A 22,967-nucleotide genomic window follows, 5' to 3' on the forward strand; every position below is an offset into this window, starting at 1 on the left:
CATCGTGGGCATCGACCGCTTCATGTCCGAGGCCCGCGCCGTCACCAACTTCACCGGCAACGCCGTGGCCACCCTCGTCATCGGCGCCTGGACGCAGCAGGTGGACGGCGAGCGGGTGCGCCGCGTCCTCGCGGGCGAGGTGCCCTTCGACGAGTCCACCATGAGCAGCGACCCGCACGACGCCCACGGCCGGCCGGACGGTGTGGAGGTCGAGACACGCGCCGCCCGCCCGGGCGGGCGCTGACCCCACCGCACGCACCCGGGGGGCGCCCCCCGCGTGCGTCGGTCAGGACCGCGGCAGCGAGCGCTGCACGGCCCGCTGCCCGAGCCGGAGCGACTCCAGGACGAGCGGGACGAGCTGGTCGGCCTCGATGAGGAAGCCGTCGTGCCCGAACGGGGAGCGGATGACGCGCAGGCCACCGACCGCGGCACCCGCCGTGTCCGCGATGAGCTGCTGCTCGGAGATCGGGTACAGCCGGTCGGAGTCCACGCCCACGACGACCAGCGGCGTGGCGCAGGCCCGCAGGGCCGCCTCCGTGCCGCCCCGGCCGCGCCCGACGTCCCACGTGTTCATCGCGTCGGTCAGGACGACGTAGCTGCCCGCGTCGAAGCGGCGGACCAGCTTGTCGGCGTGGTGGTCGAGGTAGGACTGCACCGCGTAGCGGCCCCCGGCCTCCGGCACCTCCCCCTCCTGCGCGTCGCGGCCGAAGCGCAGCTGCAGCTCCTCCGCGGTGCGGTAGGTGAGCTGCGCGATGCGGCGCGCCAGGCCGAGGCCGACGTGCGGACCGCAGCCGGGCGGCAGGTCGTGGTAGTCCCCGCCGTGCCAGCCGGCGTCCGCGCGGACGATGGCGATCTGCGCGGACTGCGTCCCGATCTGGTCGGCCGTGGCGGCGGCGCTCGTGGCGAGCACCAGGGCGGCGCCGACCCGGTCGGGGTGCCCCACGGCCCACTCCAGGGCCCGCATCCCGCCCATGGAGCCACCGATGACGGTGGCCCAGCGCCGGACGCCGAGCAGGTCGGACAGCCGGACCTCGGCGGCGACCTGGTCGGCGACGGTGATGCGCGGGAACGCCGAGCCCCACGGCGCGCCGGTGCCCGGGCGCACCGACGCCGGGCCGGTGCTGCCCTGGCAGCCGCCGAGCACGTTGGCGGCCACGACGAACCAGCGGTCGGTGTCCAGCGCGCGGCCGGGCCCGACGAGGCCGTCCCACCAGCCGGGGGTGGGCTGGCCCGGGCCGGCGGGGCCCGCGAGGTGCGCGTCGCCGGTCAGGGCGTGCAGCACCAGCACGGCGTTGCCGCCGTCGGCGTCGAGCCGGCCGTACGTCTCGTAGGCGAGGCGCACGCCGGGGAGCTCGCCGCCGAGCTGCAGCGGGAGGGTGCCGAGGTCGGCGAGGTGCCGGGCGGCGGCGGGGTCGCCCTCCCGCCACGCCCCCGTGGCCGGCGGCGGCCCGGGCTCGGTGCCCGTCACCGGGGCGCCCGGCTCCCCCTGCTGCACCGGGAGGTCCAGGTCCGCGACGTCCAGGTCCCGTGCCGTGGCCGTCACGCCCCCGCTCCGACGGGGACCGCCGCGCGTGCGGCGGCGAAGCCGGCCTCGAGGTCGGCGAGGATGTCGTCGACGTGCTCGATGCCGACGGCCAGGCGCACCAGGCCGGGCGTGACACCGCTGGTCAGCTGCTCCTCGGGGTTGAGCTGGGAGTGCGTCGTGGACGCGGGGTGGATGACGAGGGAGCGGACGTCGCCGATGTTGGCGACGTGGCTGTGCAGCGTCAGGGCGTCGACGAAGGCGCGGCCCGCCTCGCGGCCCCCGGCGATCTCGAACGCCAGCACCGCGCCGGTGCCCTTCGGGGCGTACTTGCGGCCGCGCTCGTACCAGGGCGAGCTGGGCAGACCCGCGTAGCGCACCGACTCCACCTGCGGGTGGGCCTCGAGGAACTCCGCGACGCGCTGGGCGTTGGCCACGTGCCGCTCCACGCGCAGGGCGAGGGTCTCCACGCCCTGGGCGATGAGGAAGGCGTTGAACGGCGCGACGGCCGGGCCGAGGTCGCGCAGGAGCTGCACGCGGGCCTTGGTGATGTAGGCGGCGGGGCCGAGGGCGTCGGTGTAGACGACGCCGTGGTAGCTGGGGTCCGGGGTGGTCAGGCCCGGGAAGCGCTCGGCGTGGGCGGCCCAGTCGAAGCGGCCGCCGTCGACGATGACGCCCGCGATGGCGGTGCCGTGCCCGCCGAGGTACTTCGTGGCCGAGTGCACGACGATGTCGGCGCCCCACTCCAGCGGCCGGACCAGGTACGGGGTGGCGATGGTGCTGTCCACGATCAGCGGCACCCCGTTGGCGTGGGCGACGCCCGAGACGGCCTCGATGTCGAGGACGTCACCGGCGGGGTTGGAGATCGTCTCGGCGAAGAAGAGCTTCGTCTCCGGCCGCACGGCCCGCTGCCAGGAGTCCGGGTCGTCGGGGTCGTCCACGAACGTCACCGAGATGCCGTACTTGGGCAGCGTGTGCCGCAGCAGGTTGTACGTGCCGCCGTAGATGCGGGGGCTGGAGACGACGTGGTCCCCGGCCTGGGCGATGTTGAGGATGGCGAGGGTCTCGGCGGCCTGGCCGCTGGCGACGAGCAACGCCCCGATTCCGCCCTCGAGGGCCGCGATGCGCTCCTCGACGGTGGCCTGTGTCGGGTTCATGATCCGCGTGTAGATGTTGCCGACCTCCGCGAGCCCGAAGAGGGCGGCGGCGTGGTCGGAGTCGCGGAAGGTGTAGCTCGTCGTCTGGTAGATCGGCAGCGCGCGGGCGTTCGTCGCGGCGTCGGGGGCCTGGCCGGCGTGCACGGCGAGGGTCTCGAAGCGCAGGGGGCGCGGCTGGGCAGCGTCGGACGACGGGGTGTTCTCGCTCACGGTTCTCTCCGGGTGGGGTGGTGCGGTCAGGGACGGGGAGCGTTGTCCCGCCGACACCAGCCGTCGAAGAGGTAGGGGCGACGACCCGGCCAGAACTCGTCGAGGAGCGCGCCGGGAGCCATGGGGCTGATGGTCCGTCATCGGGGCACCGCTGAGCAACTCCTCCCACCTGCTGGGACGCGCCGGGGGATCCGCCCGCGCGCCGGGGCGGGGAGCGGGCACGGCGGGCGATCCTCTGGCAGTCTGTTCGCCGATCACGTTCGGCAACTGTTTAATCACAGCTTGGAACAGGGAGGTTCCGATGCCGGAGTCGACTGGCGTCCCGGGCGAGGGTGGCACCGCCACCCCGCCGACCGCGACCGCCGTCCGCGACGACGGGCTGCGCGTCCTGCGGTGGGGCACCCCCGCCTGGGCGACCAACGGCTCGGAGGTGGAGGGCGGCTGGCTGCACTGGCGCGAGGCGTCCACCGTGCCCCGCGAGGGCGACGAGGGGGACGAGCGGCCGTGCCCGGTCCGGCTGGAGTGCACGGACCTCGCCTACGCCGACGGGCACCAGACGGTGCTGCGCCGCACCGGCCCGCGCGTCTTCGTCGGCGACCTCGCCCAGCTCTCCGTGCCCGAGGCGCGCCGGCTCGCCGCCGCCCTCACCGAGCTGTGCGACCGCGCCGAGGCCGCGGAGGGCTGAGGCACCCCCTCCCCCGCCCTTCCCCGGGTCCGGGCGCCGGGGCGGGCCCCCGGGAGCGCCCTTCTCCGGATCTGCGCGGGCAAGGGGGCGCGGGCAGGGGGGACGACGCCCCCGGGGGATAACCAGGTGCGGCGGCCCGGGCGCGGCCTGCACCCTCGACGGCGGCCCCGCGCGGGGGCCGAGCCCCGCCCCGGCGGGGAGCACCGGCGGAGGAACCGTGGAGAAGATCACCCCCAAGCTGCTGAACTGGGCCTCGGACATCGAGCCCGACACCCTGGAGCAGGCGCGCCGCACCAGCGAGCTGCCGTTCGTGCAGCCGCACCTGGCCCTCATGCCCGACGCCCACCTGGGCAAGGGCGCGACGGTCGGTTCCGTCATCCCCACCGAGCGGGCGATCATCCCCGCGGCCGTCGGCGTGGACATCGGCTGCGGCATGATCGCGGTGCGCAGCCAGTTCACCGGGGACGACCTGCGCGCCCGCGCCTCCCGCGGGGCCGGGCTGTCGCCGCTGCGGGAGGCGGTCGAGCGGGCGGTGCCGCTGTCGGCGGGCGCGCGCAACCGGGAGGTGCTGCCCACCGCCGCGCCCCGCGTGGCGGAGCTGGAGGCGATGGCGCAGCGCGACTACCGGCAGGTGCTGGAGCACTGGGCGCTGCAGCTGGGCTCCCTCGGCTCCGGCAACCACTTCATCGAGGTGACGCTGGACGAGACGGGCGCGGTGTGGCTGTTCCTGCACTCCGGCTCGCGCGGCATCGGCAACAAGCTGGCGCAGCAGCACATCGCGGTGGCCCGGCGCCTGGCCGCGCAGGCCCGCCTCGACCTGCCCGACATGGACCTGGCGCACCTGACGGAGGGCACGGAGGAGTTCGACGCCTACCTGCGCGACCTGCGCTGGGCGCAGCACTTCGCCCTGCTCAACCGCGAGGAGATGATGGACCGCGTCGTCGCCTGCCTCGCGGGGTTCATGGGCGAGGACGTGGTGGAGACCGAGCGGATCAACTGCCACCACAACTTCACCGAGCACGAGCGGCACTTCGGCCGCGACCTGTGGGTCTCCCGCAAGGGCGCCATCCAGGCGGACGCCGGCAGGCCGGGCCTGGTGCCGGGGTCGATGGGCACCGCGAGCTACGTCGTGCGGGGCCTGGGCAGCGAGCTGTCGCTGAACTCCTCCCCGCACGGGGCGGGACGCCGGCTCTCGCGCACGAAGGCGCGCAAGCGGTTCAGCGTGGAGCAGCTGCGGGAGGCGATGGCGGGGATCGAGTACCGCGACACCGACGCGTTCCTCGACGAGCACCCGCTGGCGTACAAGGACGTGGACCGGGTCATGGCGGACGCCGCGGATCTCGTGGAGATCGTCCACACCCTGCGGCAGGTCGTGAACGTCAAGGGCGACTGAGGTCACCGGGGGGGGCGGGGGCACCCGTCCCCCGGCCCGTCGCCCGTCTACCGCCCGGCGGCGGGGCGCTGCAGGAACGAGCGCTCGCCGTGCACGGCCAGCTCCGCCAGCACGGCGGCGGGGTCCCCGGCCTCGACGAGGTCGAGGAGGTGGCGGTGGCGGGCGACGTGGCCGAGGAGGTCCTCGTACTCGTGCTCGCGGGTGGTGAGGTTGCGCGCCATGCAGAGCATCTGCTGGTTCTGCACGGCGGCGTAGCCGTCGTCGAGGCGCCGGTGCCCGGCGAGGGCGACGAGGGAGGCGTGAAACGCGTAGCCGTGCTCCACGAGGGCCCCGCGGTCCTCGGCGCGGGCCGCGGCCTCCATGCGCTCCAGCGCGGCGCGGCAGGGCACGAGGCGCGCGGGCTCGCGCACGGGGACCCCCAGCTCGACGGCGAGCCGTTCCAGCGCCGAGCGCAGGGTGAGGATCTCGTAGGCGTCCCGGTCGGTGAGGGTCGCCACCGTGGAGCCGCGGCGGGGACGGGTCTCCACGAGGCCCTCCTGCTGCAGGAGGCGCAGGGCCTCCCGCAGCGGGGGCCGGCTGATGCCGAGCTCCTCGGTGAGGCGTTCCTCGACGAGCCGCTCGCCCTGCCCGAGCCTGCCGGAGAGGATCATCCGGCGGATCGACTCGGCGGCGAGCTGGACGAGGCTGGGCGGGTCGATCCGCGCCGTGACGGCGGGCGGTCCCGGCGGGACCGCGGCGGGTGCGCCGCGTGGGCTCATCGGTGGCCTCCGGGTTCGGTCTCGGGGCACCGGGCGCCCCCCGCCTTGTAGACAATAGCGCGCGGCACCCTGTGCGGCCAGGGACCGGCACACCGGTTCCCGGCGGTTCAGGAACCGGCCGGCCGCAGCACCCCGTCCACCCGCCGCGGGATCCCCGCGAACTCCTCGCGCAGCTCCTCCGGCAGGAGTTCCGCCGGCGCCGACTGCCAGGTCGCCGGCCGCAGGAACCGGCGCAGCGCGCTCGCCCCGACGGAGGTGTGCTGGGAGTTCGTCGACGGCCAGGGGCCGCCGTGGTGCTGCGCCCAGGACACGGCGACCCCGGTGGGGTACGCGTCGAACACGAACCTCCCGGCGCGCTCCCCCAGCCGGCGCACCACGGCGCCGGGCAGCTCGGTCTCCCCGCGCCCGCGGAATACGCTGGCCGTCAGGGAGGAGGGCAGCCGGTCCACGGCGTCGAGCAGTCCGTCCTCCCGGTAGCGGGCCACCACGGCGAGCGGCCCGAAGCACTCCTCGGTCAGCTCGGGCGGCAGGCCGGCGGCGTCGGCCTGCAGCAGGAGCGGGACCCCCTCGAAACCCTCTCCGCGCGCGGCCCCGCCCCGCGCGGCGACCGCCACCCCGGGCAGGGCGGCCAGGCGCTCGGCGGCACCGGCGTAGGAGCGGGCGATCCCCTCGTTGAGGAGGACCTGGGCGGGGACCTCGCGCAGCGCCTGCGCCATCGCCCCGACCAGCTCGTCACCGGCGGGCCCCTCCGGCACGAGCAGCAGCCCGGGTTTGGTGCAGAACTGCCCGGCGCCCAGCGTGAAGGAGGCGACCGCGCCGCGGCCGATCTCCGCGCCGCGCTCGGCGGCCGCCCGCGGGGTCACCACGAGGGGGTTGAGGCTGCTCAGCTCCCCGAAGAACGGCACCGGGTCCGCCCGCCGCCCGATCAGCTCGACGAGCGCGCGCCCGCCCGCCAGCGAGCCGGTGAAACCCACCGCCCGCACCGCCGGGTGGACGACCAGGTCCGCGCCGGCCCGGAACCCGTGGACCAGTGCGAACGTGCCCTCCGGTGCCCCCGAGGCCGCCACGGCCGCGGTGAGCACCTCGGCGCAGAGCTGCGACGTCGCCGGGTGCGAGGCGTGGGCCTTCACGACGACCGGGCAGCCGGCGGCCAGCGCGGAGGCGGTGTCGCCGCCGGGCACCGAGAACGCCAGCGGGAAGTTGCTCGCCCCGAACACCGCGACCGGCCCGAGCGGCAGCAGCATCCGGCGCAGGTCCGGCCGCGGGCCCATCGGGGTGTCCCCGGCGTGGTCGACGGTGGCCTCCAGGTAGGAACCCTCCTCCAGCACCTCGGCGAACAACCGCAGCTGGTAGCACGTCCGGGTCAGCTCACCGCCCAGGCGACCGGCGCCGAGGGCGGTCTCGCGGTCCGCGGTCGCGACGACCTCCGCACGCCGCGCCTCCAGCCCGTCCGCCGCCGCGCGCAGCAGCGCGGCCCGCCCGGCGCGCCCGAGGTCCGCCAGCGCCGGCGCGGCGGCCAGGGCCCGCCGGCACAGCGCGTCGACCTCCGCGGGGCCCGCCTCCCGGGCGACCACCTCCACGCCTCGCCCGGTGCGGGGATCGACGCTCACGACGTCGTCCATGGGTTTCCTCCTCGTCAGCATGGCCTGCGAGCAGCTCGCCGTGGTAGGCCTGCGCCCGGCGGCACGGATCCGCCGCCGGGCCGTCGCGCACGGCCGGGCGGTCCGGGCGGAGTTTGCCACGCGGGGCGGCGATCCGGTGGGTCCTCCCCCGCCGCACCCCCGCCGGAACCCCGCCGCCGACCACCCGGCACACCCCCTCCGGCCTGCGGACGGGGACCACCGCACCGGCCGGCCGCGCCGGACGAGGACAGGAGATGAGCGATGGAACACGACGACGTGCTCCCCGGGGACCGCGAGCGCGCGACGCTGGTGGGCAGGGTGTCGGACCCCGGGGTGGGGCCCTGCGTGGTGGCGGTCCGCGGCGAGGAGGTGGTCGACCTGACGGGCGTGGCACCGACCGTCTCGCAGCTCCTGGAGCGCCCCGACGCCGTCGAGGTCGCCCGCAGCGCACCGGGCGGGCGGCGCTGGCCGCTCGCGGACCTGCTGGCCGCCTCTCCCGTGCGGGATCCCGGCCGCCCGCACCTGCTGGCACCGGTGGACCTGCAGGTGCTCAAGGCGGCCGGGGTGACGTTCGTGCGCAGCATGCTGGAGCGGGTCGTCGAGGAGCGCGCGGCGGGTGACGCGGCGCGCGCCGGGCAGGTGCGCGCGAAGGTGTCGGCCGCGGTGGGCGGGGCGCTGTCCCGGGTGCGGCCGGGTTCACCGGAGGCGGCGCGGCTGAAGGAGGTGCTCACCGCCGAGGGGCTGTGGTCGCAGTACCTGGAGGTGGGGATCGGCCCGGACCCGGAGATCTTCACCAAGGCGCCGGTGCTGTCGGCGGTCGGCCACGGCGCGGCGGTCGGCGTGCTGTCGCGCTCGTCGTGGAACAACCCGGAACCGGAGCTGGTGCTGGTGGTGACGTCGGCGGGCGTCCCCGTCGCGGCGACGCTGGGCAACGACGTGAACCTGCGCGACTTCGAGGGCCGCAGCGCGCTGCTGCTGACGGAGGCGAAGGACAACAACGCCTCCTGCGCGATCGGCCCCTTCCTGCGGCTGTTCGACGAGGGTTACGCGCTGGACGACGCGCGGGTCAGCGAGGTGCGGCTGCGCGTGGAGGGCGCGGACGGTTTCGTGCTGGACGGGCACAGCTCGGTGGGCGAGATCAGCAGGGACCTGGCGGACCTCGTGCGGCACGCCCACGGGGCGCACCACCAGTACCCGGACGGGTTCGTGCTCTTCACCGGGACGATGTTCGCCCCGACGCAGGACCGGCACGGGCCGGGGCGGGGTTTCACCCACGAGCGCGGCGACGTGGTCCGCATCAGCAGCCCGCGCCTCGGCGCGCTCGTCGGGACGGTGACCACGGCGGAGGAGGCGCCGCCGTGGACGTTCGGGATCGGCGCGCTGATGGCGAACCTGGCGGGGCGCGGCCTGCTGGGAACCGGGCCGGCGGGGGCCTGAGGACGGTCCCGGGCGGGCCCGGGGGCGGTTCCCGGCGGGCGTGAACGCACACACCCGCCGGGTTCCCGTCTCCGGCGCGGACGGGGCCGCGAGACCCTTGCGGGGGGCGGATCGACTGCTGTAGACAATAGCCGCCAGCTCGAGGGAGAGCGTTCTCACGCGATCAGCGGTGCTCTCCCGGGCGATCCAGCCGCGAGGAGATGCCATGCCCCCCACCGCAACCACCGCCGCCGTCGAGCCCGTGCGGGCCGACCCCTCCGACGTCCGCAGCCTCTACCACCACCTGCGGGTCTGCGACGTCGCCGACGCCCTCGACGGCATCGGCTACTTCGACATCACCCTCATGGCGCCCGACATCAGGCCGCTGTGGAGCGGCATGAAGTTCTGGGGCCACGCCGCCACCATCCGCTGCGTCCCCTCCAACAAGCCGATGTGGCGGCTGGAGTCCACGCAGGACATCGTCGAGGCGCACCGCCTCTGGTTCGAGAGGTACCCCAACACCCGCCTGCCCGACGACCTCGCCCCGGGGCACGTCGTCGTCACCGAGTCCGGTGGCGGCCGGGAGGTCGGTTTCTGGGGCTCGGAGAACACGATGGCCGCGGTCGGGCGCGGCGCCGTCGGGGTCATCACCGACGGGTACTGCCGCGACACCGGCGAGGTCGTCCTGCAGCGCACCCCCGTCGTCACCCGCTACCGGGGGCGCACGATCATCCCCGGGCGCATCGAGGTCGTCGAGGTCCAGGGCACCATCGCCTGCGGCGGGGTGCAGGTGCGGCCCGGCGACATCGTGGGCTGCGACGACGACGGCGTGATCGTCGTCCCGCGCGAGGTGGCGGAGGAGGTCGCCGTCCACGCCCGCGCGGTGCTCCTCGCGGACATGCACGCCCGCCGCAGGCACTACGACGCGCAGAACATGCCGCGGGACCGCTCCGTCGACATCGACGCGATCGTCGCCTACTACGAGGGCCTCTGAGGCCCCGGCACCCCCGGCCCACCCCACCCCGTCCCGCTGGAGCGACCATGGCAGTGCAGCCAGGACAGCAGCCAGGACAGCAGCCGGACCCCCTGTCCCCTCCCGGCACCGCGGTCGGTTTCGCCGGCCTCGGCAACCTCGGCCGGCCGATGGTGCTCGCGCTCCTGCGCGCCGGCTGGTCCGTGACGGTCCTCGACCGCGACCCCGCCCGCGCCGCGGCCCTCACGGGTTCCGGGGCGCAGGTGGCGTCCGGCCCCGGCGACCTCACCGCCTGCGACGTCCTGCTGCTCGCCGTCCCCGACGACGCGGCCGTCACCGCCGTCCTCGGCGGCCCGGACGGCTGGCTGGCCGGCGCCGGCCCCGGGCGCACCGTGGTGGTGCACAGCACGGTGCTGCCGGAGACCGCAGCGCGCCTGGCGCAGGAGGCCGCGGGCCACGGCGTCGCGTTCCTCGACGCCCCCGTCAGCGGTGGCGCCGACCGCGCGGAGAAGGGCGACCTGACCGTCATGGTGGGCGCCGCGGCCGCCGACCTGGAGCGGGCCCGGCCGCTCCTCGACGCGCTCGCCGGGCAGGTCGTCCACGTCGGCCCGCCGGGGGCCGGGGCGGCGACGAAGCTCGCCAACCAGCTCATGATGCTCACCGCCCTCGCCGGGGCGCACGAGGCGCTCGACCTCGCCGCGGCGTACGGGGTCGCCGCCCGCGACGTCCTCGACGTCGTCGACACCGGCACGGGCGGGTCGTGGGTGAGCAGGAACTGGGGTTTCTTCGACCGCACCGCCGCCGCCTACGACGCGGCCGGGACCCCGCCCCGCGAGCGGCCGTGGAGCAAGGACCTGTTCGAGGTCGTGGCCGCCGCCCGGGCGGCGGACGTGCGGGTCCCGGTGGCGGGTCTGCTGGCGCAGGTCCTCGCCGAGCGCGTCGAGGCCTCGGCCGCCGCGGCGCGCGCGGCCGGCGGGCCCGGGGAGGACCGGGCGTGACCGACGTCGACCCCACCCCCCGCGCGCTGCCGGCCCCCCGCGCCGCCGCGGGCACCGCGGCCCGCACGCCGCGCCCCGCGCCCCGCCGGGCGCTCGCCACCCGCGAGGCGCTCGTCGGCTACGGGTTCCTCGCGCCCTGGCTCGTGGGCATGGTGGCCCTGACGCTCGGCCCGATGCTGTACTCCCTGTACCTGTCGTTCACCCGCTACGGCCTCCTCACGCCGCCGGAGTGGATCGGCCTGGCGAACTACCGCCTGATGGCCGCGGACCCGCGCTTCCTCAGCTCCGTCGCCGTGACGCTGAAGTACGTCGGGATCGCCGTGCCGGCCATCCTCGTCGCCTCGATGCTCGTGGCGATGGTGCTGAACACCGGCATGCGCTTCCTGCCGTTCTACCGCGCCGCGTTCTACCTGCCCTCCCTCATCGGCGCCAGCGTGGCCGTCTCCGTGCTGTGGCGGCAGGTCTTCGGCGGCAGCGGTGTCCTGAACGCCGTCCTCGCGCGGTTCGGCATCGAGGGGCGCAGCTGGATCGGGGACCCCGGCACGGCGATCTACACCCTGGTGCTGCTCAGCGTGTGGACCTTCGGGTCCGTGATGATCATCTTCCTCGCCGGCCTGCGGCAGGTGCCCCGGGAGCTGTACGAGGCGGCGGCCGTGGACGGGGCGGGGGCGCTGCGGCGTCTCGTCAGCGTCACCCTGCCGATGATGTCGCCGCTGATCTTCTTCAACGTGCTGCTCACCACGGTCAACGCCTTCCAGGCCTTCACCCCGGCGTACGTCGTCAGCAACGGCACCGGCGGCCCGCTCGACTCGACGCTGTTCTACACGCTCTACCTGTACCAGCGCGGCTTCACCGACCTGGACATGGGCTACGCCTCGGCGATGGCCTGGGCGCTGCTGGTCGCCCTCGGCCTGTTCACCGCGGTGCTGTTCGCCACCGCCAGGTTCTGGGTCCACTACGGAGACGAGAGATGAGCGCCCCGACCGCCCCCCTGCCGGGCCCCGCGACGCAGGTGTTCGGGCGGCGGGAGTCCCGCAACCCGCTCGTGCGGGGCGCGGCCCGCCACATGCTCCTGCTCGCCGTCCTGTTCGTCGTCCTCTACCCGCTGCTGTGGATGGTGGGCGCCTCGCTGCGGCCGGGGAACGAGACGTTCGGCACCACGAGCGTCTGGCCCTCGAACCCGACGCTGGCGAACTACCGGGACGGGTGGACGTACAGCGGCCTGAACTTCTCCCGCTACTTCCTGAACTCCCTGGTCATCACGGTCCTGTGCATCGTGGGCAACCTGCTGTCCTGCTCGCTGGCGGCGTACGCGTTCGCCCGGCTGCGCTTCCCCCTCAAGCGGACCCTGTTCGGGCTGATGCTCGCCACGCTGCTCCTGCCGTACCACGTGACGCTCGTCCCGCAGTACGTGCTGTTCAACGAGCTGGCCTGGATCAACACGATCATGCCCCTGGTGGTCCCGAAGTTCCTGGCCACCGACGCGTTCTTCATCTTCCTCATGGTCCAGTTCATCCGCACGCTGCCGCGGGAGCTGGACGACGCCGCCCGGCTGGACGGCTGCGGGCACGTCGGGATCTTCCGGCGGGTCATCCTCCCGCTGTCGGTCCCCGCGCTGGCCACCACCGCGCTGTTCACGTTCATCCGGACCTGGGACGACTTCCTCGGCCCCCTGCTGTACCTCAACGACCCCAACCGCTGGACCGTCACGCAGGGCCTCAACGCCTTCCTCGACTCCACCGGCGGGGAGTCCGCCTTCGGCCCGCTGTTCGCGATGGCCACCCTCTCCCTCGCGCCGATCGTCGCCTTCTTCCTGCTGGCCCAGCGCCTGCTCGTCGAGGGCATCGCCACGAGCGGCCTGAAGTAGCCCACCCCGATGCACCGCACGAGAGGAACGACGATGTCCACTCGCAGGTCACCCCGCGGGCCCGCCCGCTCCCGGCGGCACGCCACCGCCCTCACCGCGGGGTTCGCCACCCTCGCCCTCCTGACCACCTCCTGCTCCGGGGGGACCTCGCGCGGTGCCGCGGAGGCACCGGGGCCCGGCACGTCGAGCGGCGCCGCCGTCGACGGCAAGGGGGAGGTGAAGGGCGACATCCGGCTGGCGTTCTGGGGGTCCGGCCCGCGCGTGGAGCTCACCAACGGCGTCGCCAAGCTGTTCACGGACGCCAACCCGGGGACGACGGTGACGTCGGAGTTCGCCGACTTCAGCGCGTACTGGCAGCGGCTCAACGTCCAGGCCTCCAGCGGCAACATGCCGTGCGTCACGCAGGTCCAGGGCCGCCAGCTCAACGACTACACCACCAAGGGCGTGTTCCTCGACCTGCAGCCGATGATCGACTCCGGGGCGATCGACGTCTCCGCCATCCCGCCGGAGGTCCTCGACACCGGCCGCGGCCTCGACGGGAAGCTGTACGAGATCCCGTACGGCGCCGCCTACGACGCGGTGATGGTCAACCAGACGCTCGCGGAGCAGGCCGGGGTGGGGCTGCCCGCGGACGGCTACACGTGGGACGACTTCGGTGACTACATCCGCCGCGCGAAGGCCGGCCTGCCGCAGGGCGTGCCCGCGGCGAACCTCGGCGGCGGTCGGCCGAACTACTTCATCGCCTGGGTCCGCAGCCACGGCGAGGACCTCTTCGACGGCACGAAGATCGGGTTCCAGGAGAAGACGCTGGTGGAGTACTGGAACTTCTGGGAGTCCCTGCGCGCCGAGGGCGCCACGACGACGCCGCAGCAGACCTCCGAGCAGCCGACGCAGACGGAGCAGAGCTACGTCGCCCAGGGCCAGGTCATGCTGGACACCAACCCCGGCAACGCCCTCGGCCCCGCCCAGAAGACGCTGGACGGCAAGGGCACCGGCCAGCAGCTCACCACGGTGCGCTACCCCTCGGACTCCGGCGGCTCCGGGAACGTGCTGTTCACGTCCGGCTTCGCCATCCCGGTCAACTGCGACAACGTGCCGACCGCCGCGGCGTTCGTCAACTTCTGGATCAACGACGACGAGGGCGCCGCGCTGTTCGCGTCCAACAACGGGGCGGTGACCAACCGCGAGCACCTCGAGGCGCAGCTGGGCAACCCTGACCTGCCGCCGGCGCAGAAGCACCTGCTGGAGCTCTTCCAGGAGATCGTCGCCGAGGACCCGCCCACGGTCGTCTACCCGCCCGGCTACCAGGCGAACTTCGAGGCGGCCTTCACCCGCGCCTACGAGCGGATCAGCCTCGGCGGCGAGAAGGTCGAGGACGTGGCGGCCGCCTTCGTCGACGAGGTGGACGCCGCCCTCGCGGCGGGCTGAGGACGCGGTGGTGGGCGTGGCGACGCGCCGCGCCCNCCCCCCCCCCCCCCCCCCCCCCGCCCCGGCCACCCGAGCCACCCCACCGGACCTGGAGGAGAACCGTGGACGAAGCCGTCGAGCCGGACGCCCCCGGCGCCCTCAGCGGCATGCGGGTGCTGGACCTGACGCAGATCATGGCGGGGCCCTTCTGCACGATGGTGCTGGCCGACCTGGGTGCCGACGTCATCAAGGTGGAGAACCCCGACGGCGGGGACCAGACCCGCCGCTCGTGGGGGCGCACCGGCCGCGGGGAGGACAGCCGCGCGTTCCTGTCGCTGAACCGCAACAAGCGCAGCGTCGTGCTGGACCTGAAGTCCCCCGAGGGCCTCGCCGCCTTCCACCGGCTGGTGCGCGGCGCGGACGTCGTGGTGGAGAACTGGCGCCCCGGCGTCGCGGCACGCCTCGGCGTGGACCACCCGACCCTCTCGGCACTGAACCCGGCCCTGGTGTACGCGAGCATCTCCGGTTTCGGCCAGGACGGCCCGTACTCCCAGCGGCCGGGGTACGACCTCATCGCCCAGGCGATGACCGGGGTCATGAGCATCACGGGCGAGCCGGGCGGGCGGCCGGTCAAGAGCGGCATCCCGGTCGCCGACCTCGGCTCGGGGTTGTTCTGCGCCATCGGCATCCTCTCCGCGTGGGTGGTGGCGCAGCGCACGGGCCGGGGCCAGCGGGTGGAGACGTCGCTGTTCGAGTCGGCCCTCGCCCTGGCCGTGTGGGAGTCCACCGAGTGGTGGGACACCGGGCTGGTGCCGCAGAAGCTCGGCTCGGCGAACCGCATGTCCGCGCCCTACCAGGCGCTGGCGACGCGCGACGGGTACGTCACCGTGGGCGCCAACAACGACCGGCTGTGGCGCAGGCTGTGCGGCGCGCTGGAGCTGGGGCACCTCCCGGACGACCCGCGCTTCGCCACCAACGTCGGCCGGATGGCCCACCGGGGGGAGCTGGAGGCCGTGCTGGAGGAACGTCTCGCCGCCCGCGGCACCGCGGAGTGGGTGGAGGTGCTCCTCGCCGCCGGGGTGCCCGCCGGGCCGATCCAGGACTACCGGCAGGTGCTGGAGGAGGACCCGCACGTGCGGGCGCGGGGCATGGTGACGAGCGTGGAGCACCCGGTGGAGGGCACGGTGCCGGTGCTGGCGTCCCCGCTGCGGCTGAGCGCGTCCCCGCCGGTGGTCCGCCGCCCCCCGCCGCTGCTGGGCCAGCACACCGAGGAGGTCCTCGGCGAGGTGGCCGGCGTGCAGGTGCCGGCGCAGCCGGGTGCCGTCCCGGCGCAGCCGTGAGCGCCCCGGCCGCCGGGCGGGACGCGGGCACCCCCACCGCGGGGGCGGTGCTGGTGCACCGGGAGGGCGGGGCGCTGCACGTGGTGCTGTCCAACCCCGGCCGCCGCAACGCGCTGACGTGGGAGATGTACGACCGGCTGGTCGGGGTGTGCGACGACGTGGCGGCGGACCCGTCGGTGCGCGTGGTCGTCCTGCGCGGAGCGGGGGGCGCGTTCGCGGCGGGCACCGACATCCGCCAGTTCGCCGGGTTCGACGGGGCGGACGGCCTGGCCTACGAGCGCCGGGTGGGGTCGGTGCTGGAGCGGCTGGCGGGAGTGCGGGTCCCCGTCGTCGGCGTCGTGGAGGGCCCGGCGGTCGGTGCGGGCCTGGCCCTGGCCGCGCTCTGCGACGTGCTCGTGGCCACCCCCGGCGCGCGCTTCGGCGTGCCGGTGGCCCGCACGCTGGGCAACTGCATCCCCGCGGCCGTCGTCGCGCGGCTGCAGCGGCGGCTGGGCACCGGCCGCACCACCGCGATGCTGCTGACCGCGCGGCTGCTCGACGCCCGGGAGGCCGCCACCGCCGGGTTCGTGCACCTCCTGGTGGAGGAGGACGGGCTGGAGGAGGCGGTGGCGGGCCTGCTGGGGCGGGTGCTGGCCGGGGCGCCGCTGACCCTGGCCGCGCTGAAGGAGGTCGACCGGCGCCTGGCCGCGGCGGCCGCGGCGGTGGAGGACTCCGACCTGCTCCTGCGCTGCTACGGCAGCGCCGACTTCCGCGAGGGCGTCACCGCGTTCCTCGAGCACCGCGCACCCCGCTGGGAGGGCCGTTGACCACGCAGGCACCCGACCCCGTGCAGGACCCCGTGCAGGACCCCGTGCAGGACCCCGGCGGCTCCCCCGCCCCGGCCCGCACGGTCGACGCGCACCACCACTTCTGGCGGGTGGCCGCCCAGGAGCAGGCGTGGCGCACGGCGGCGCACGGCGCGATCGAGCGGGACTACGGGCCCGGCGACCTCGCGCCTGAGCTGGCGGCGGCCGGCGTGGACGCGACCGTGCTGGTGCAGTCGGTGGACGAGGCGGCGGAGAACGACCGGCTCGCCGCGTACGCCCGCACCACGCCCTCGGTGGCGGGGGTCGTGGGCTGGCTGCCCCTGCGCGAGCCGGCGGCCGCCCGGCGCGAGCTGGACCGCGCGGGCGACGGCACCTGGCGGGGGGTGCGCTGCCTGGTGGCGCGCGACCCGCTGGAGTGGCTGGCCGCCCCGGCGACGGTCGGGCTGTTCCGCGACCTGGCCGCCCGGGGCCTGGCGTGGGACGTCGTGCCCGTCACCGCCGGGCAGGTCGCGGCGGTCCTGCGCCTGGCCGAGGCGGTGCCGGAGCTGCGCGTCGTCGTCGACCACCTCGCCCGCCCGCCCCTCGACACCGGCGACCGCGCCCCGTGGGAGCGGCAGGTCGCCGCGCTCGCCTCGTGCCCCGGGGTGGCGCTGAAGGTGTCGGTGGGCCTGGACGTGCTGACCTCCTGGGGCCGCTGGCGGCCGGAGGAGCTGCGCCCGTACGTCGCGGTCGCGGTGGAGCGGTTCGGGCCGGGGCGCCTGCTGCTGGCGAGCAACTGGCCGGTCGTGCTGCTGCGCGCCGGGTACGGGCGGGCGTGGGCCGACCTGCGGGCGGCGGTCGCGGCCGCCGGGGTGGCCGGGGACGACCTGGCGCAGGTCACGGGCGGCACCGCCACCCGCTGGTACGGGCTCGGCGTGCGGGCGGGGGTGCCGCGGTGAGCGCGCCGGGGCCCGTGCTGATCGCGCTCGGCGGGCGGGTGCCGTCGGTGCACCCGCAGGCCTGGGTGGCGCCGGGAGCGGTGCTGGTGGGCTCGGTGACGCTGTCGGCGGGGGCGAGCGTCTGGTACGGCTGCGTGCTGCGCGCCGACGGCGCCGCCATCGAGGTGGGCGAGGGCAGCAACGTCCAGGACGGCTGCGTCGTGCACGCCGACGAGCACGGGCCGGTGGTGCTGGGGTCGGGGGTGTCCGTGGGGCACCGGGCCGTCCTGCACGGCTGCACCGTGGAGGACGGCGCCCTCGTCGGGATGGGTGCCGTGGTCCTGACCGGGGCGGTGGTGGGCGGCGGCTCGCTCGTCGCGGCCGGGGCGGTGGTGCGCGAGGGCGCGCTCGTCCCGGCGGGCTCGCTCGTGGCGGGGGTGCCGGGGGTGGTGCGCCGGGCGCTGCACCCGGAGGAGGCCGAGCGCGTGCGCGGCAACGCACCGGCGTACCGGGACCTCACCGCGCTCCACCGCGCGGCCACCGGCCCGGCGACCTGACGGGCCCGGGGGGGGGGCCGCACCCGGGCCACGCGCGCGGGAGGTCCCCGCGTGCGCGGCCGGGTGCGTCAGGCGCCGCGGCGCAGCGGGATCACCGGCTCGTCGTCCTCCGCCACCACGTCGGCGGCGGGGTGCTCGACGAGGGCGACGACCCGCGCGGAGAGGAACCTCGCGGTGCGCACGGGCGTGCCGCCACGGGTGACCTCGGTGACCTCCACCAGCCCGCGGCCGTGGCTGACCTCCACCCTGCGCCCAGCGCGGGTGGCCCCGATCTCGTAGGTGCGGGTGCCGCCACCCGCGTCGACGACGACCTCGACCCGATCGCCCTTCATGTTCGCCCCTTCCGTCGGGCAGACCTCCCCCGGCGCCGCACGGGGAGGAGGCGGGACCGCCGGCGAAGATCTCGCCGCAGCGCGCGGACATCCTGTACAACACCCCCTACCGGCAGCACATTCCCTGCGGCACAGGCAGATCGACCCGCGAGGCGCGGACGTGGGCGCCCGGCGGGCGGCGGCCGGCGCACGCCGGGGCCCCGCGAGGGGCACCCAGTCGGGTGACCTCGATGTGAGCGTTAACAAGTTGCTCTACAGTCGTGCCAGCGGATGCACGACCGGCTCCGCGCGAACAGGCACGGCTGCGCGCTGCGCAGGTCAGGCACGGTGAGGTGCCGGAGGGGGTACGGGGATGAGCATGACCGCACAGGAGACCACCGGGCGGGGCGGGCAGGACGCCGCCGTCCCGGCCGACGGCGCACAGCTCCCCGGCCGGGCGCGGGCCGTGCTCGTCAGCGGCCCCGGCGAGCTCGCCGTCGTCGACGTGGAGGTGCCCACCCCCGGCCCCGGCGAGGCGCTGGTCCGCGTGGCCTGGTGCGGCATCTGCGGCTCCGACCGCGAGGTCCTCGCCGGCACGCGCCCCGCGCAGTACGTGCGCTACCCCGTCGTCCCGGGCCACGAGTGGTCCGGCACCGTGGCCGCCGTGGGCGAGGGCGTGGACGCCGCGCTGGTCGGCAGGCCGGTCGTCGGCGAGGGCATCCGCCCCTCCCTGACCAACCCCGCGTCCGTGGCCGGCGACCCCGACGGCGGCAGCACCCCCTACGAGGAGACCGGCTTCACCCTGCCCGGCGGCTGGAGCGACTACCTCGTGCTGCCCTCCAGCCTCCTGCACCTCCTGCCCGAGGGTGCGGACCTGCGCGCCGCCGCGGGCATCGAGCCGGCCGCGTGCGTCGCGGAGGCCGTGCTGCTGGCGGACCTGACCGTCGGCTCGAAGGTCGCGGTCATCGGCGCCGGCGCGCTCGGCCTGCTCGCGACCCAGCTGCTCAGGGGCACCGGCGCGGAGGTCACGGTGCTGCACCACAACGCCTCCCGCGAGGAGCTGGCCCGCCGCTGCGGGGCCGCGCACTACGCCCTGTCCGCCGAGGCGGAGCGCGAGGGCCTGTTCGGCACGTTCGACGCGGTGATCGAGGCCGCGGGCGTGCCGGGTGTGGCGCGCCTGGCCACCCGCCTCGGCCGCCCCGGTGGCCGGGTCGTGCTGACCGGCATCCCCGGCGAGGACGCCGACGACCTGTCCTCCCTGGAGCTGGTGACCAGCCAGGTCCACGTGCTCACCGTCTTCGGCGCCCCCCGGCGGGCGTGGGCGTACGCGGTGCGCGCCTTCGCGCAGGGCATCCTCGACCCCTCGGTGATCGTCACCCACGAGTTCGGGATCGAGCAGGCCCAGGAGGCGCTGGACCTGCTGGGCAGCCGCTCCGGCGCGCTGAAGGTCCTGCTGCACCCCTGACACCGCGCCTCTGACGCAGCGCCCCTGACGCAGCACCCCGGCACCGCCGCCGGCGCGGGGCGGGAGGCCACGGCCACCGCCCCGCGTCAGCGCGGCGAGGGCAGCACCGGGGAGGGGACGCCGCCGTCGACCACGCGGTCGCGGCCCGCCGTCTTGGCGGCGTAGAGGGCCGCGTCCGCGGTGGCCAGCAGGCGCCCGGCCGCATCAGGCGGCAGCATCCCTCCCGGCAGCCCCGCCACGCCGATGCTCATGGTGGTGCGCACCGCCCGGCCCCCGGCACCGGTCACCTCGACCTGCCCGCAGCGCACCCGCAGCGCCTCGGCGCGGGCCAGCGCCTCGGCGCGCCCCACCCCGGGCAGGACGACGACGAACTCCTCACCACCGGCCCGGGCCAGCAGCTCCCGCTCCCCCACGCCCTGCGCCAGGGCCCGGGCCACGGCGACGAGGACGGCGTCGCCGGTGGCGTGGCCGTGGGTGTCGTTGACCTGCTTGAAGCGGTCCACGTCCATCATCAGCAGGCTCACCGGCCGCCCCGCCGCCAGCGTCGCCGGCACCTCCCGCTCCAGCACCTCCACCATCCGCCGGCGGTTGAACAACCCCGTCAGCGGATCGCGCACCGCCTGCTCGGCCAGCTCCACCCGCAGGCGCTCCACCAGCTCCAGCTGCTCCCGCAGCGCCTCGTTCGCCGCCACCGCCTCCGCCCGCTGCCGCTCCAGCTCCGCCTGCTGCCGCTCCAGCTCCTGCTGCCGCCGGCGCACCTCGGTGACGTCGCGGGCCACCAGCACCCAGCCGATGCAGGCGCCCCGCGCATCGGTCAGCGGGGTCGTGCGCAGGTCCAGCTCCAGGTCCGCCGCGGGCACCGGGAAGGTCCGCTGCGCGCGGGCGTTCTCGTCGAAGCGCAGCCGCAGCGCGCCGGTGAGCCCGGGCAGCTCCACCCCCACGAGCTGCGGCGGCGCCGACGGCACCGTCCGGCGCAGCAGCGCGTCGGCGGCGGGGTTGAGCTGCACGATCCGGTAGCGGCGGTCCACGACGAGCACGGCGTCGTCGATGGTTTCCACGACGTGGCCGTGCGCGACGGGCAGCACGTCCGGCAGGGCGGAGCGCTGCAGCGCCCACCAGAACGTCCCGGCGGTGACGAGGAAGCAGATCGAGGTGAAGTCCACGCTCCGGCCGTGCGGCAGCAGCCAGACGCTGACCACGTTGCCCACGGCCGGGGCCAGCCCGCCGAGGACGGGCCAGAGGAACCGGCGCCGGTGCACGCGGGGCGAGCGGACGGCGCTGCGCAGGAGGACGAAGGCGGCCACCGCCAGCAGCGCGTAGCTGTAGTACGTGTGCGCCCAGAACAGCGGGCCGGGCACCGAGCGCAGCGCCCCGGTGTCCCCCACCAGGTGGTAGCCGCCCCGGAACAGGTGGTGCCAGGGGTTGGTGACCGTGGCCAGGACCACGAGGACGGGCTCCACCAGCAGCAGGCCCTCGCGGCGCCAGCGCCACGTCCAGCGCCGGTCCGCCATGGCCCGCGCGTGGCAGAAGATGCCCGCGACGGCGGCGCAGACCCCCGGGTAGATGGCGTCGAGGAGCACGGACTGGGCCGTGAGCCCCACGACGCTCATGCCGAGCGCCGTCACCCCCGACCACTGGGCCAGGCCCAGCATCGTCACCAGCAGCGTCGCCAGGGCGGGTGTCTCGTGGCGGCGGCGCCACATGACCCGGGCCGCGAGCAGGGAGGTGACCGAGGCCGCGACGAAGAGCAGGCTCAGCGGCTGCCACTGGAGAACGCTCGCCACGTGCTCACCCTGCCTCCCGCCCGGTCCGCCGGTGACGCGGGGGTGGCCCGCTCAGGCACGGGAGTGCGCGATCGGTGCGCTCTGCACGCCGGCGCTGACGACGCGGTCGCGACCTCCGGCCTTGGCGGCGTAGAGGGCCCCGTCCGCGGCCAGCAGGAGGCTCTGCACGGCGTCGGCGGTGTGCACGCCGGCGTCCAGGGTCGCCACGCCGATGCTCATGGTGGTGCGCACCGCCGCACCCCCGGCGCCGGCGGCCTCGACCCGGGCGCAGCGCACCCGCAGGGCCTCGGCCCGCTCCAGGGCGTCCCCGAGGCAGGAGCCGGGCAGGACGGCGACGAACTCCTCCCCGCCGAAGCGGGCCAGCAGCTCCCGCTCGCCCACGCCCTGCGCCAGGGCCCGGGCCATGCCGATGAGGACGGCGTCGCCGGTGGCGTGGCCGTGGGTGTCGTTGACCTGCTTGAAGCGGTCCACGTCCATCATCAGCAGGCTCACCGGCCGCCCCGCCGCCAGCGTCGCCGGCACCTCCCGCTGCAGGACCTCCACCATGCGGCGGCGGTTGAACAGCCCCGTCAGCGGGTCGCGCACCGCCTGCTCGGCCAGCTCCACGCGCAGGCGCTCCACCAGGTCCAGCTGCTCCCGCAGCGCCTCGTTCGCCGCCACCGCCTCGGCCCGCTGCCGCTCCAGCTCCGCCTGCTGGCGGAGGTTTTCGGTGACGTCGCGGGCCACCAGCACCCAGCCGATGCAGGCGCCCCCCGAGTCGGTCAGGGGTGCGGTGCGCAGGTTCAGGTGCAGGCCGAGCGCCTCCACCTCCACGGTGCGCTCGGTGCGGGCGGTGGTGTCGGGGCTCTCCCCCAGCGGGTCGGCCAGCCCGCGCAGGGACGCGCCCACGAGGCGCTCGGGCGCGGTGGGCACGAGCCGGCGCAGCAGGTCCTCGGCGGCGGGGTTGATCTCGACGATCCGCTGGGCGCGGTCCACGACGAGCACGGCGTCGCCGATGGTCTCCACGACCTGGCTGAGGGCGACGGGCAGCACGTCCGGCAGCGCGGAGTTGTGCAGCGCCCAGGCGCACAGCAGGGCGGTGACGAGGAACAGCACGGAGGTGAGGTCGATCGGCATGTCGGGCAGCACCCACACGCTGACGACGTTGCCCGCGGTGGGCACGAGGCCGGCGACGATGGGCCACAGGAAGCGCGCCCGGTGCGCGCGGGTGACGCGGAAGGCGTTGCGCAGGAGGACCACGAACGCCACCCCGAGCAGCGCGTAGCTGTAGGCGGTGTGGACCTGGAAGAGGGGCCCCGGGCCGGAGTGCAGCACGGGCGGGTCGCCGACGAAGCGGTAGCCGGAGCGGAAGAGGCCGTGCCACACGTCGGTCAGGCCCGCGGCGGAGGCGAGGACCGGCTCCACGAGCAGCCAGCCGTGCCGGCGCCAGCGCCAGCGCCAGCGGCGGTCCGACAGGGACCGGGCGTGGCAGTAGATCCCGGCCACGACGGCACCGACGCCGGGGTAGATGAGGGAGGAGAAGACCGTCTGGACGCCGAGGTCGGCGAAGTTCATGCCGACGGCGCGCGTCCCGGACCACCAGGTCGCGCCGAGGGTGACGGCGAGGAGGGAGGCGGCCGCCGGTGAGCGGCCGCACCGGCGCCAGATCACCGCGGTGGCCAGGAGCGAGCCGAGCGCGGACACGGCGAAGATCGCCGCCCACGGCTGCCAGTGCAGCACGCGCCCACCTCCTCCACGCCCGGATCCGCACCGGATCCGCACCGGGTCCGTCCCGGGTCC

20 protein-coding genes and 1 pseudogene are annotated in these 22,967 nt (G+C 75.7%); 14 read left to right on the forward strand and 7 right to left on the reverse strand.

Annotated elements, in window-relative coordinates; all coding sequences use genetic code 11:
- A pseudogene (locus tag ACYQBY_RS10840) lies at positions 1 to 244 on the forward strand (C4-dicarboxylate transporter DctA); the annotation flags it as partial.
- Positions 245 to 286: 42 nt separating this feature from the next.
- Here the strand turns inward: ACYQBY_RS10840 and metX are convergent.
- Together metX and ACYQBY_RS10850 are read right to left on the reverse strand one after the other, a co-directional pair.
- A complete protein-coding gene (metX, locus tag ACYQBY_RS10845) occupies positions 287 to 1,468 on the reverse strand; it encodes a homoserine O-acetyltransferase MetX (protein ID WP_459644378.1) in 1,182 nt (393 codons plus the stop codon).
- Positions 1,469 to 1,539: 71 nt separating this feature from the next.
- A complete protein-coding gene (locus ACYQBY_RS10850; RefSeq protein ID WP_459643876.1) occupies positions 1,540 to 2,889 on the reverse strand; it encodes a bifunctional o-acetylhomoserine/o-acetylserine sulfhydrylase in 1,350 nt (449 codons plus the stop codon).
- Positions 2,890 to 3,190: 301 nt separating this feature from the next.
- Between ACYQBY_RS10850 and ACYQBY_RS10855 the strand changes: the two genes are divergently transcribed.
- Both ACYQBY_RS10855 and ACYQBY_RS10860 read left to right on the forward strand, forming a co-directional pair.
- Positions 3,191 to 3,574, forward strand: coding sequence for a hypothetical protein (locus ACYQBY_RS10855; protein WP_459643877.1), 384 nt, complete (start codon positions 3,191 to 3,193; stop codon positions 3,572 to 3,574).
- A gap of 217 nt (positions 3,575 to 3,791) precedes the next feature.
- Entirely contained in the window at positions 3,792 to 4,967 is a 1,176-nt protein-coding gene (locus ACYQBY_RS10860; protein ID WP_459643878.1) for an RtcB family protein, read from the forward strand.
- Between the two features lie 47 nt (positions 4,968 to 5,014).
- Here ACYQBY_RS10860 and ACYQBY_RS10865 read toward each other — a convergent pair whose 3' ends face one another.
- Together ACYQBY_RS10865 and ACYQBY_RS10870 are read right to left on the reverse strand one after the other, a co-directional pair.
- Positions 5,015 to 5,725, reverse strand: a complete 711-nt coding sequence (locus ACYQBY_RS10865; protein WP_459643879.1) for a GntR family transcriptional regulator — start codon at positions 5,723 to 5,725, stop codon at positions 5,015 to 5,017.
- A 107-nt stretch (positions 5,726 to 5,832) separates the two neighbouring features.
- Positions 5,833 to 7,347 (reverse strand): aldehyde dehydrogenase (NADP(+)), encoded by a 1,515-nt coding sequence (locus ACYQBY_RS10870; RefSeq protein ID WP_459643880.1) that lies wholly within the window; start codon positions 7,345 to 7,347, stop codon positions 5,833 to 5,835.
- Positions 7,348 to 7,608: 261 nt separating this feature from the next.
- On the opposite strand from ACYQBY_RS10870, the gene ACYQBY_RS10875 reads away from it, so the two are divergent.
- From ACYQBY_RS10875 to ACYQBY_RS10920, 10 genes are all read left to right on the forward strand, one after another.
- Positions 7,609 to 8,784 carry a fumarylacetoacetate hydrolase family protein gene (locus tag ACYQBY_RS10875; protein ID WP_459643881.1) on the forward strand — a complete coding sequence of 392 codons (1,176 nt, stop codon included), beginning with the start codon at positions 7,609 to 7,611 and terminating at the stop codon, positions 8,782 to 8,784.
- A 205-nt stretch (positions 8,785 to 8,989) separates the two neighbouring features.
- Positions 8,990 to 9,757, forward strand: a complete 768-nt coding sequence (locus ACYQBY_RS10880; RefSeq protein WP_459643882.1) for an RraA family protein — start codon at positions 8,990 to 8,992, stop codon at positions 9,755 to 9,757.
- Between the two features lie 47 nt (positions 9,758 to 9,804).
- A complete protein-coding gene (locus tag ACYQBY_RS10885) occupies positions 9,805 to 10,734 on the forward strand; it encodes an NAD(P)-dependent oxidoreductase (protein WP_459643883.1) in 930 nt (309 codons plus the stop codon).
- On the forward strand, positions 10,731 to 11,708 hold the full coding sequence (locus ACYQBY_RS10890) for a carbohydrate ABC transporter permease (protein ID WP_459643884.1): 978 nt from the start codon (positions 10,731 to 10,733) through the stop codon (positions 11,706 to 11,708). The genes ACYQBY_RS10885 and ACYQBY_RS10890 overlap by 4 nt, the downstream gene beginning before the upstream one ends.
- Positions 11,705 to 12,601: a carbohydrate ABC transporter permease gene (locus ACYQBY_RS10895; RefSeq protein ID WP_459643885.1), complete on the forward strand. Its 897-nt coding sequence runs from the start codon at positions 11,705 to 11,707 to the stop codon at positions 12,599 to 12,601. The genes ACYQBY_RS10890 and ACYQBY_RS10895 overlap by 4 nt, the downstream gene beginning before the upstream one ends.
- A gap of 33 nt (positions 12,602 to 12,634) precedes the next feature.
- The gene (locus ACYQBY_RS10900; RefSeq protein WP_459643886.1) at positions 12,635 to 14,029 is read left to right on the forward strand and encodes an ABC transporter substrate-binding protein; all 1,395 of its coding nucleotides are present in this window, start codon (positions 12,635 to 12,637) and stop codon (positions 14,027 to 14,029) included.
- Positions 14,030 to 14,175: 146 nt separating this feature from the next.
- Positions 14,176 to 15,348 (forward strand): CaiB/BaiF CoA transferase family protein, encoded by a 1,173-nt coding sequence (locus ACYQBY_RS10905; protein WP_459644379.1) that lies wholly within the window; start codon positions 14,176 to 14,178, stop codon positions 15,346 to 15,348.
- Positions 15,345 to 16,154 (forward strand): enoyl-CoA hydratase, encoded by an 810-nt coding sequence (locus ACYQBY_RS10910; RefSeq protein WP_459643887.1) that lies wholly within the window; start codon positions 15,345 to 15,347, stop codon positions 16,152 to 16,154. The genes ACYQBY_RS10905 and ACYQBY_RS10910 overlap by 4 nt, the downstream gene beginning before the upstream one ends.
- On the forward strand, positions 16,151 to 17,092 hold the full coding sequence (locus ACYQBY_RS10915; RefSeq protein ID WP_459643888.1) for an amidohydrolase family protein: 942 nt from the start codon (positions 16,151 to 16,153) through the stop codon (positions 17,090 to 17,092). The genes ACYQBY_RS10910 and ACYQBY_RS10915 overlap by 4 nt, the downstream gene beginning before the upstream one ends.
- The gene (locus tag ACYQBY_RS10920) at positions 17,089 to 17,628 is read left to right on the forward strand and encodes a gamma carbonic anhydrase family protein (protein WP_459643889.1); all 540 of its coding nucleotides are present in this window, start codon (positions 17,089 to 17,091) and stop codon (positions 17,626 to 17,628) included. Before ACYQBY_RS10915 ends, ACYQBY_RS10920 begins: the two co-directional genes overlap by 4 nt.
- 68 nt (positions 17,629 to 17,696) lie before the next feature.
- Here ACYQBY_RS10920 and ACYQBY_RS10925 read toward each other — a convergent pair whose 3' ends face one another.
- A complete protein-coding gene (locus ACYQBY_RS10925; RefSeq protein ID WP_459643890.1) occupies positions 17,697 to 17,960 on the reverse strand; it encodes a hypothetical protein in 264 nt (87 codons plus the stop codon).
- 352 nt (positions 17,961 to 18,312) lie between these two features.
- Here ACYQBY_RS10925 and ACYQBY_RS10930 point away from each other — a divergent pair, with 352 nt between their 5' ends.
- Positions 18,313 to 19,404, forward strand: coding sequence for a zinc-dependent alcohol dehydrogenase (locus ACYQBY_RS10930; RefSeq protein WP_459643891.1), 1,092 nt, complete (start codon positions 18,313 to 18,315; stop codon positions 19,402 to 19,404).
- A gap of 86 nt (positions 19,405 to 19,490) precedes the next feature.
- Here the strand turns inward: ACYQBY_RS10930 and ACYQBY_RS10935 are convergent, their stop codons facing one another.
- Positions 19,491 to 21,188 carry a histidine kinase N-terminal 7TM domain-containing diguanylate cyclase gene (locus ACYQBY_RS10935; RefSeq protein WP_459643892.1) on the reverse strand — a complete coding sequence of 566 codons (1,698 nt, stop codon included), beginning with the start codon at positions 21,186 to 21,188 and terminating at the stop codon, positions 19,491 to 19,493.
- A 51-nt stretch (positions 21,189 to 21,239) separates the two neighbouring features.
- Positions 21,240 to 22,907, reverse strand: a complete 1,668-nt coding sequence (locus ACYQBY_RS10940; protein WP_459643893.1) for a GGDEF domain-containing protein — start codon at positions 22,905 to 22,907, stop codon at positions 21,240 to 21,242.
- Positions 22,908 to 22,967 lie beyond the last annotated feature (60 nt).

Source organism: Kineococcus anabasis (assembly GCF_054590795.1).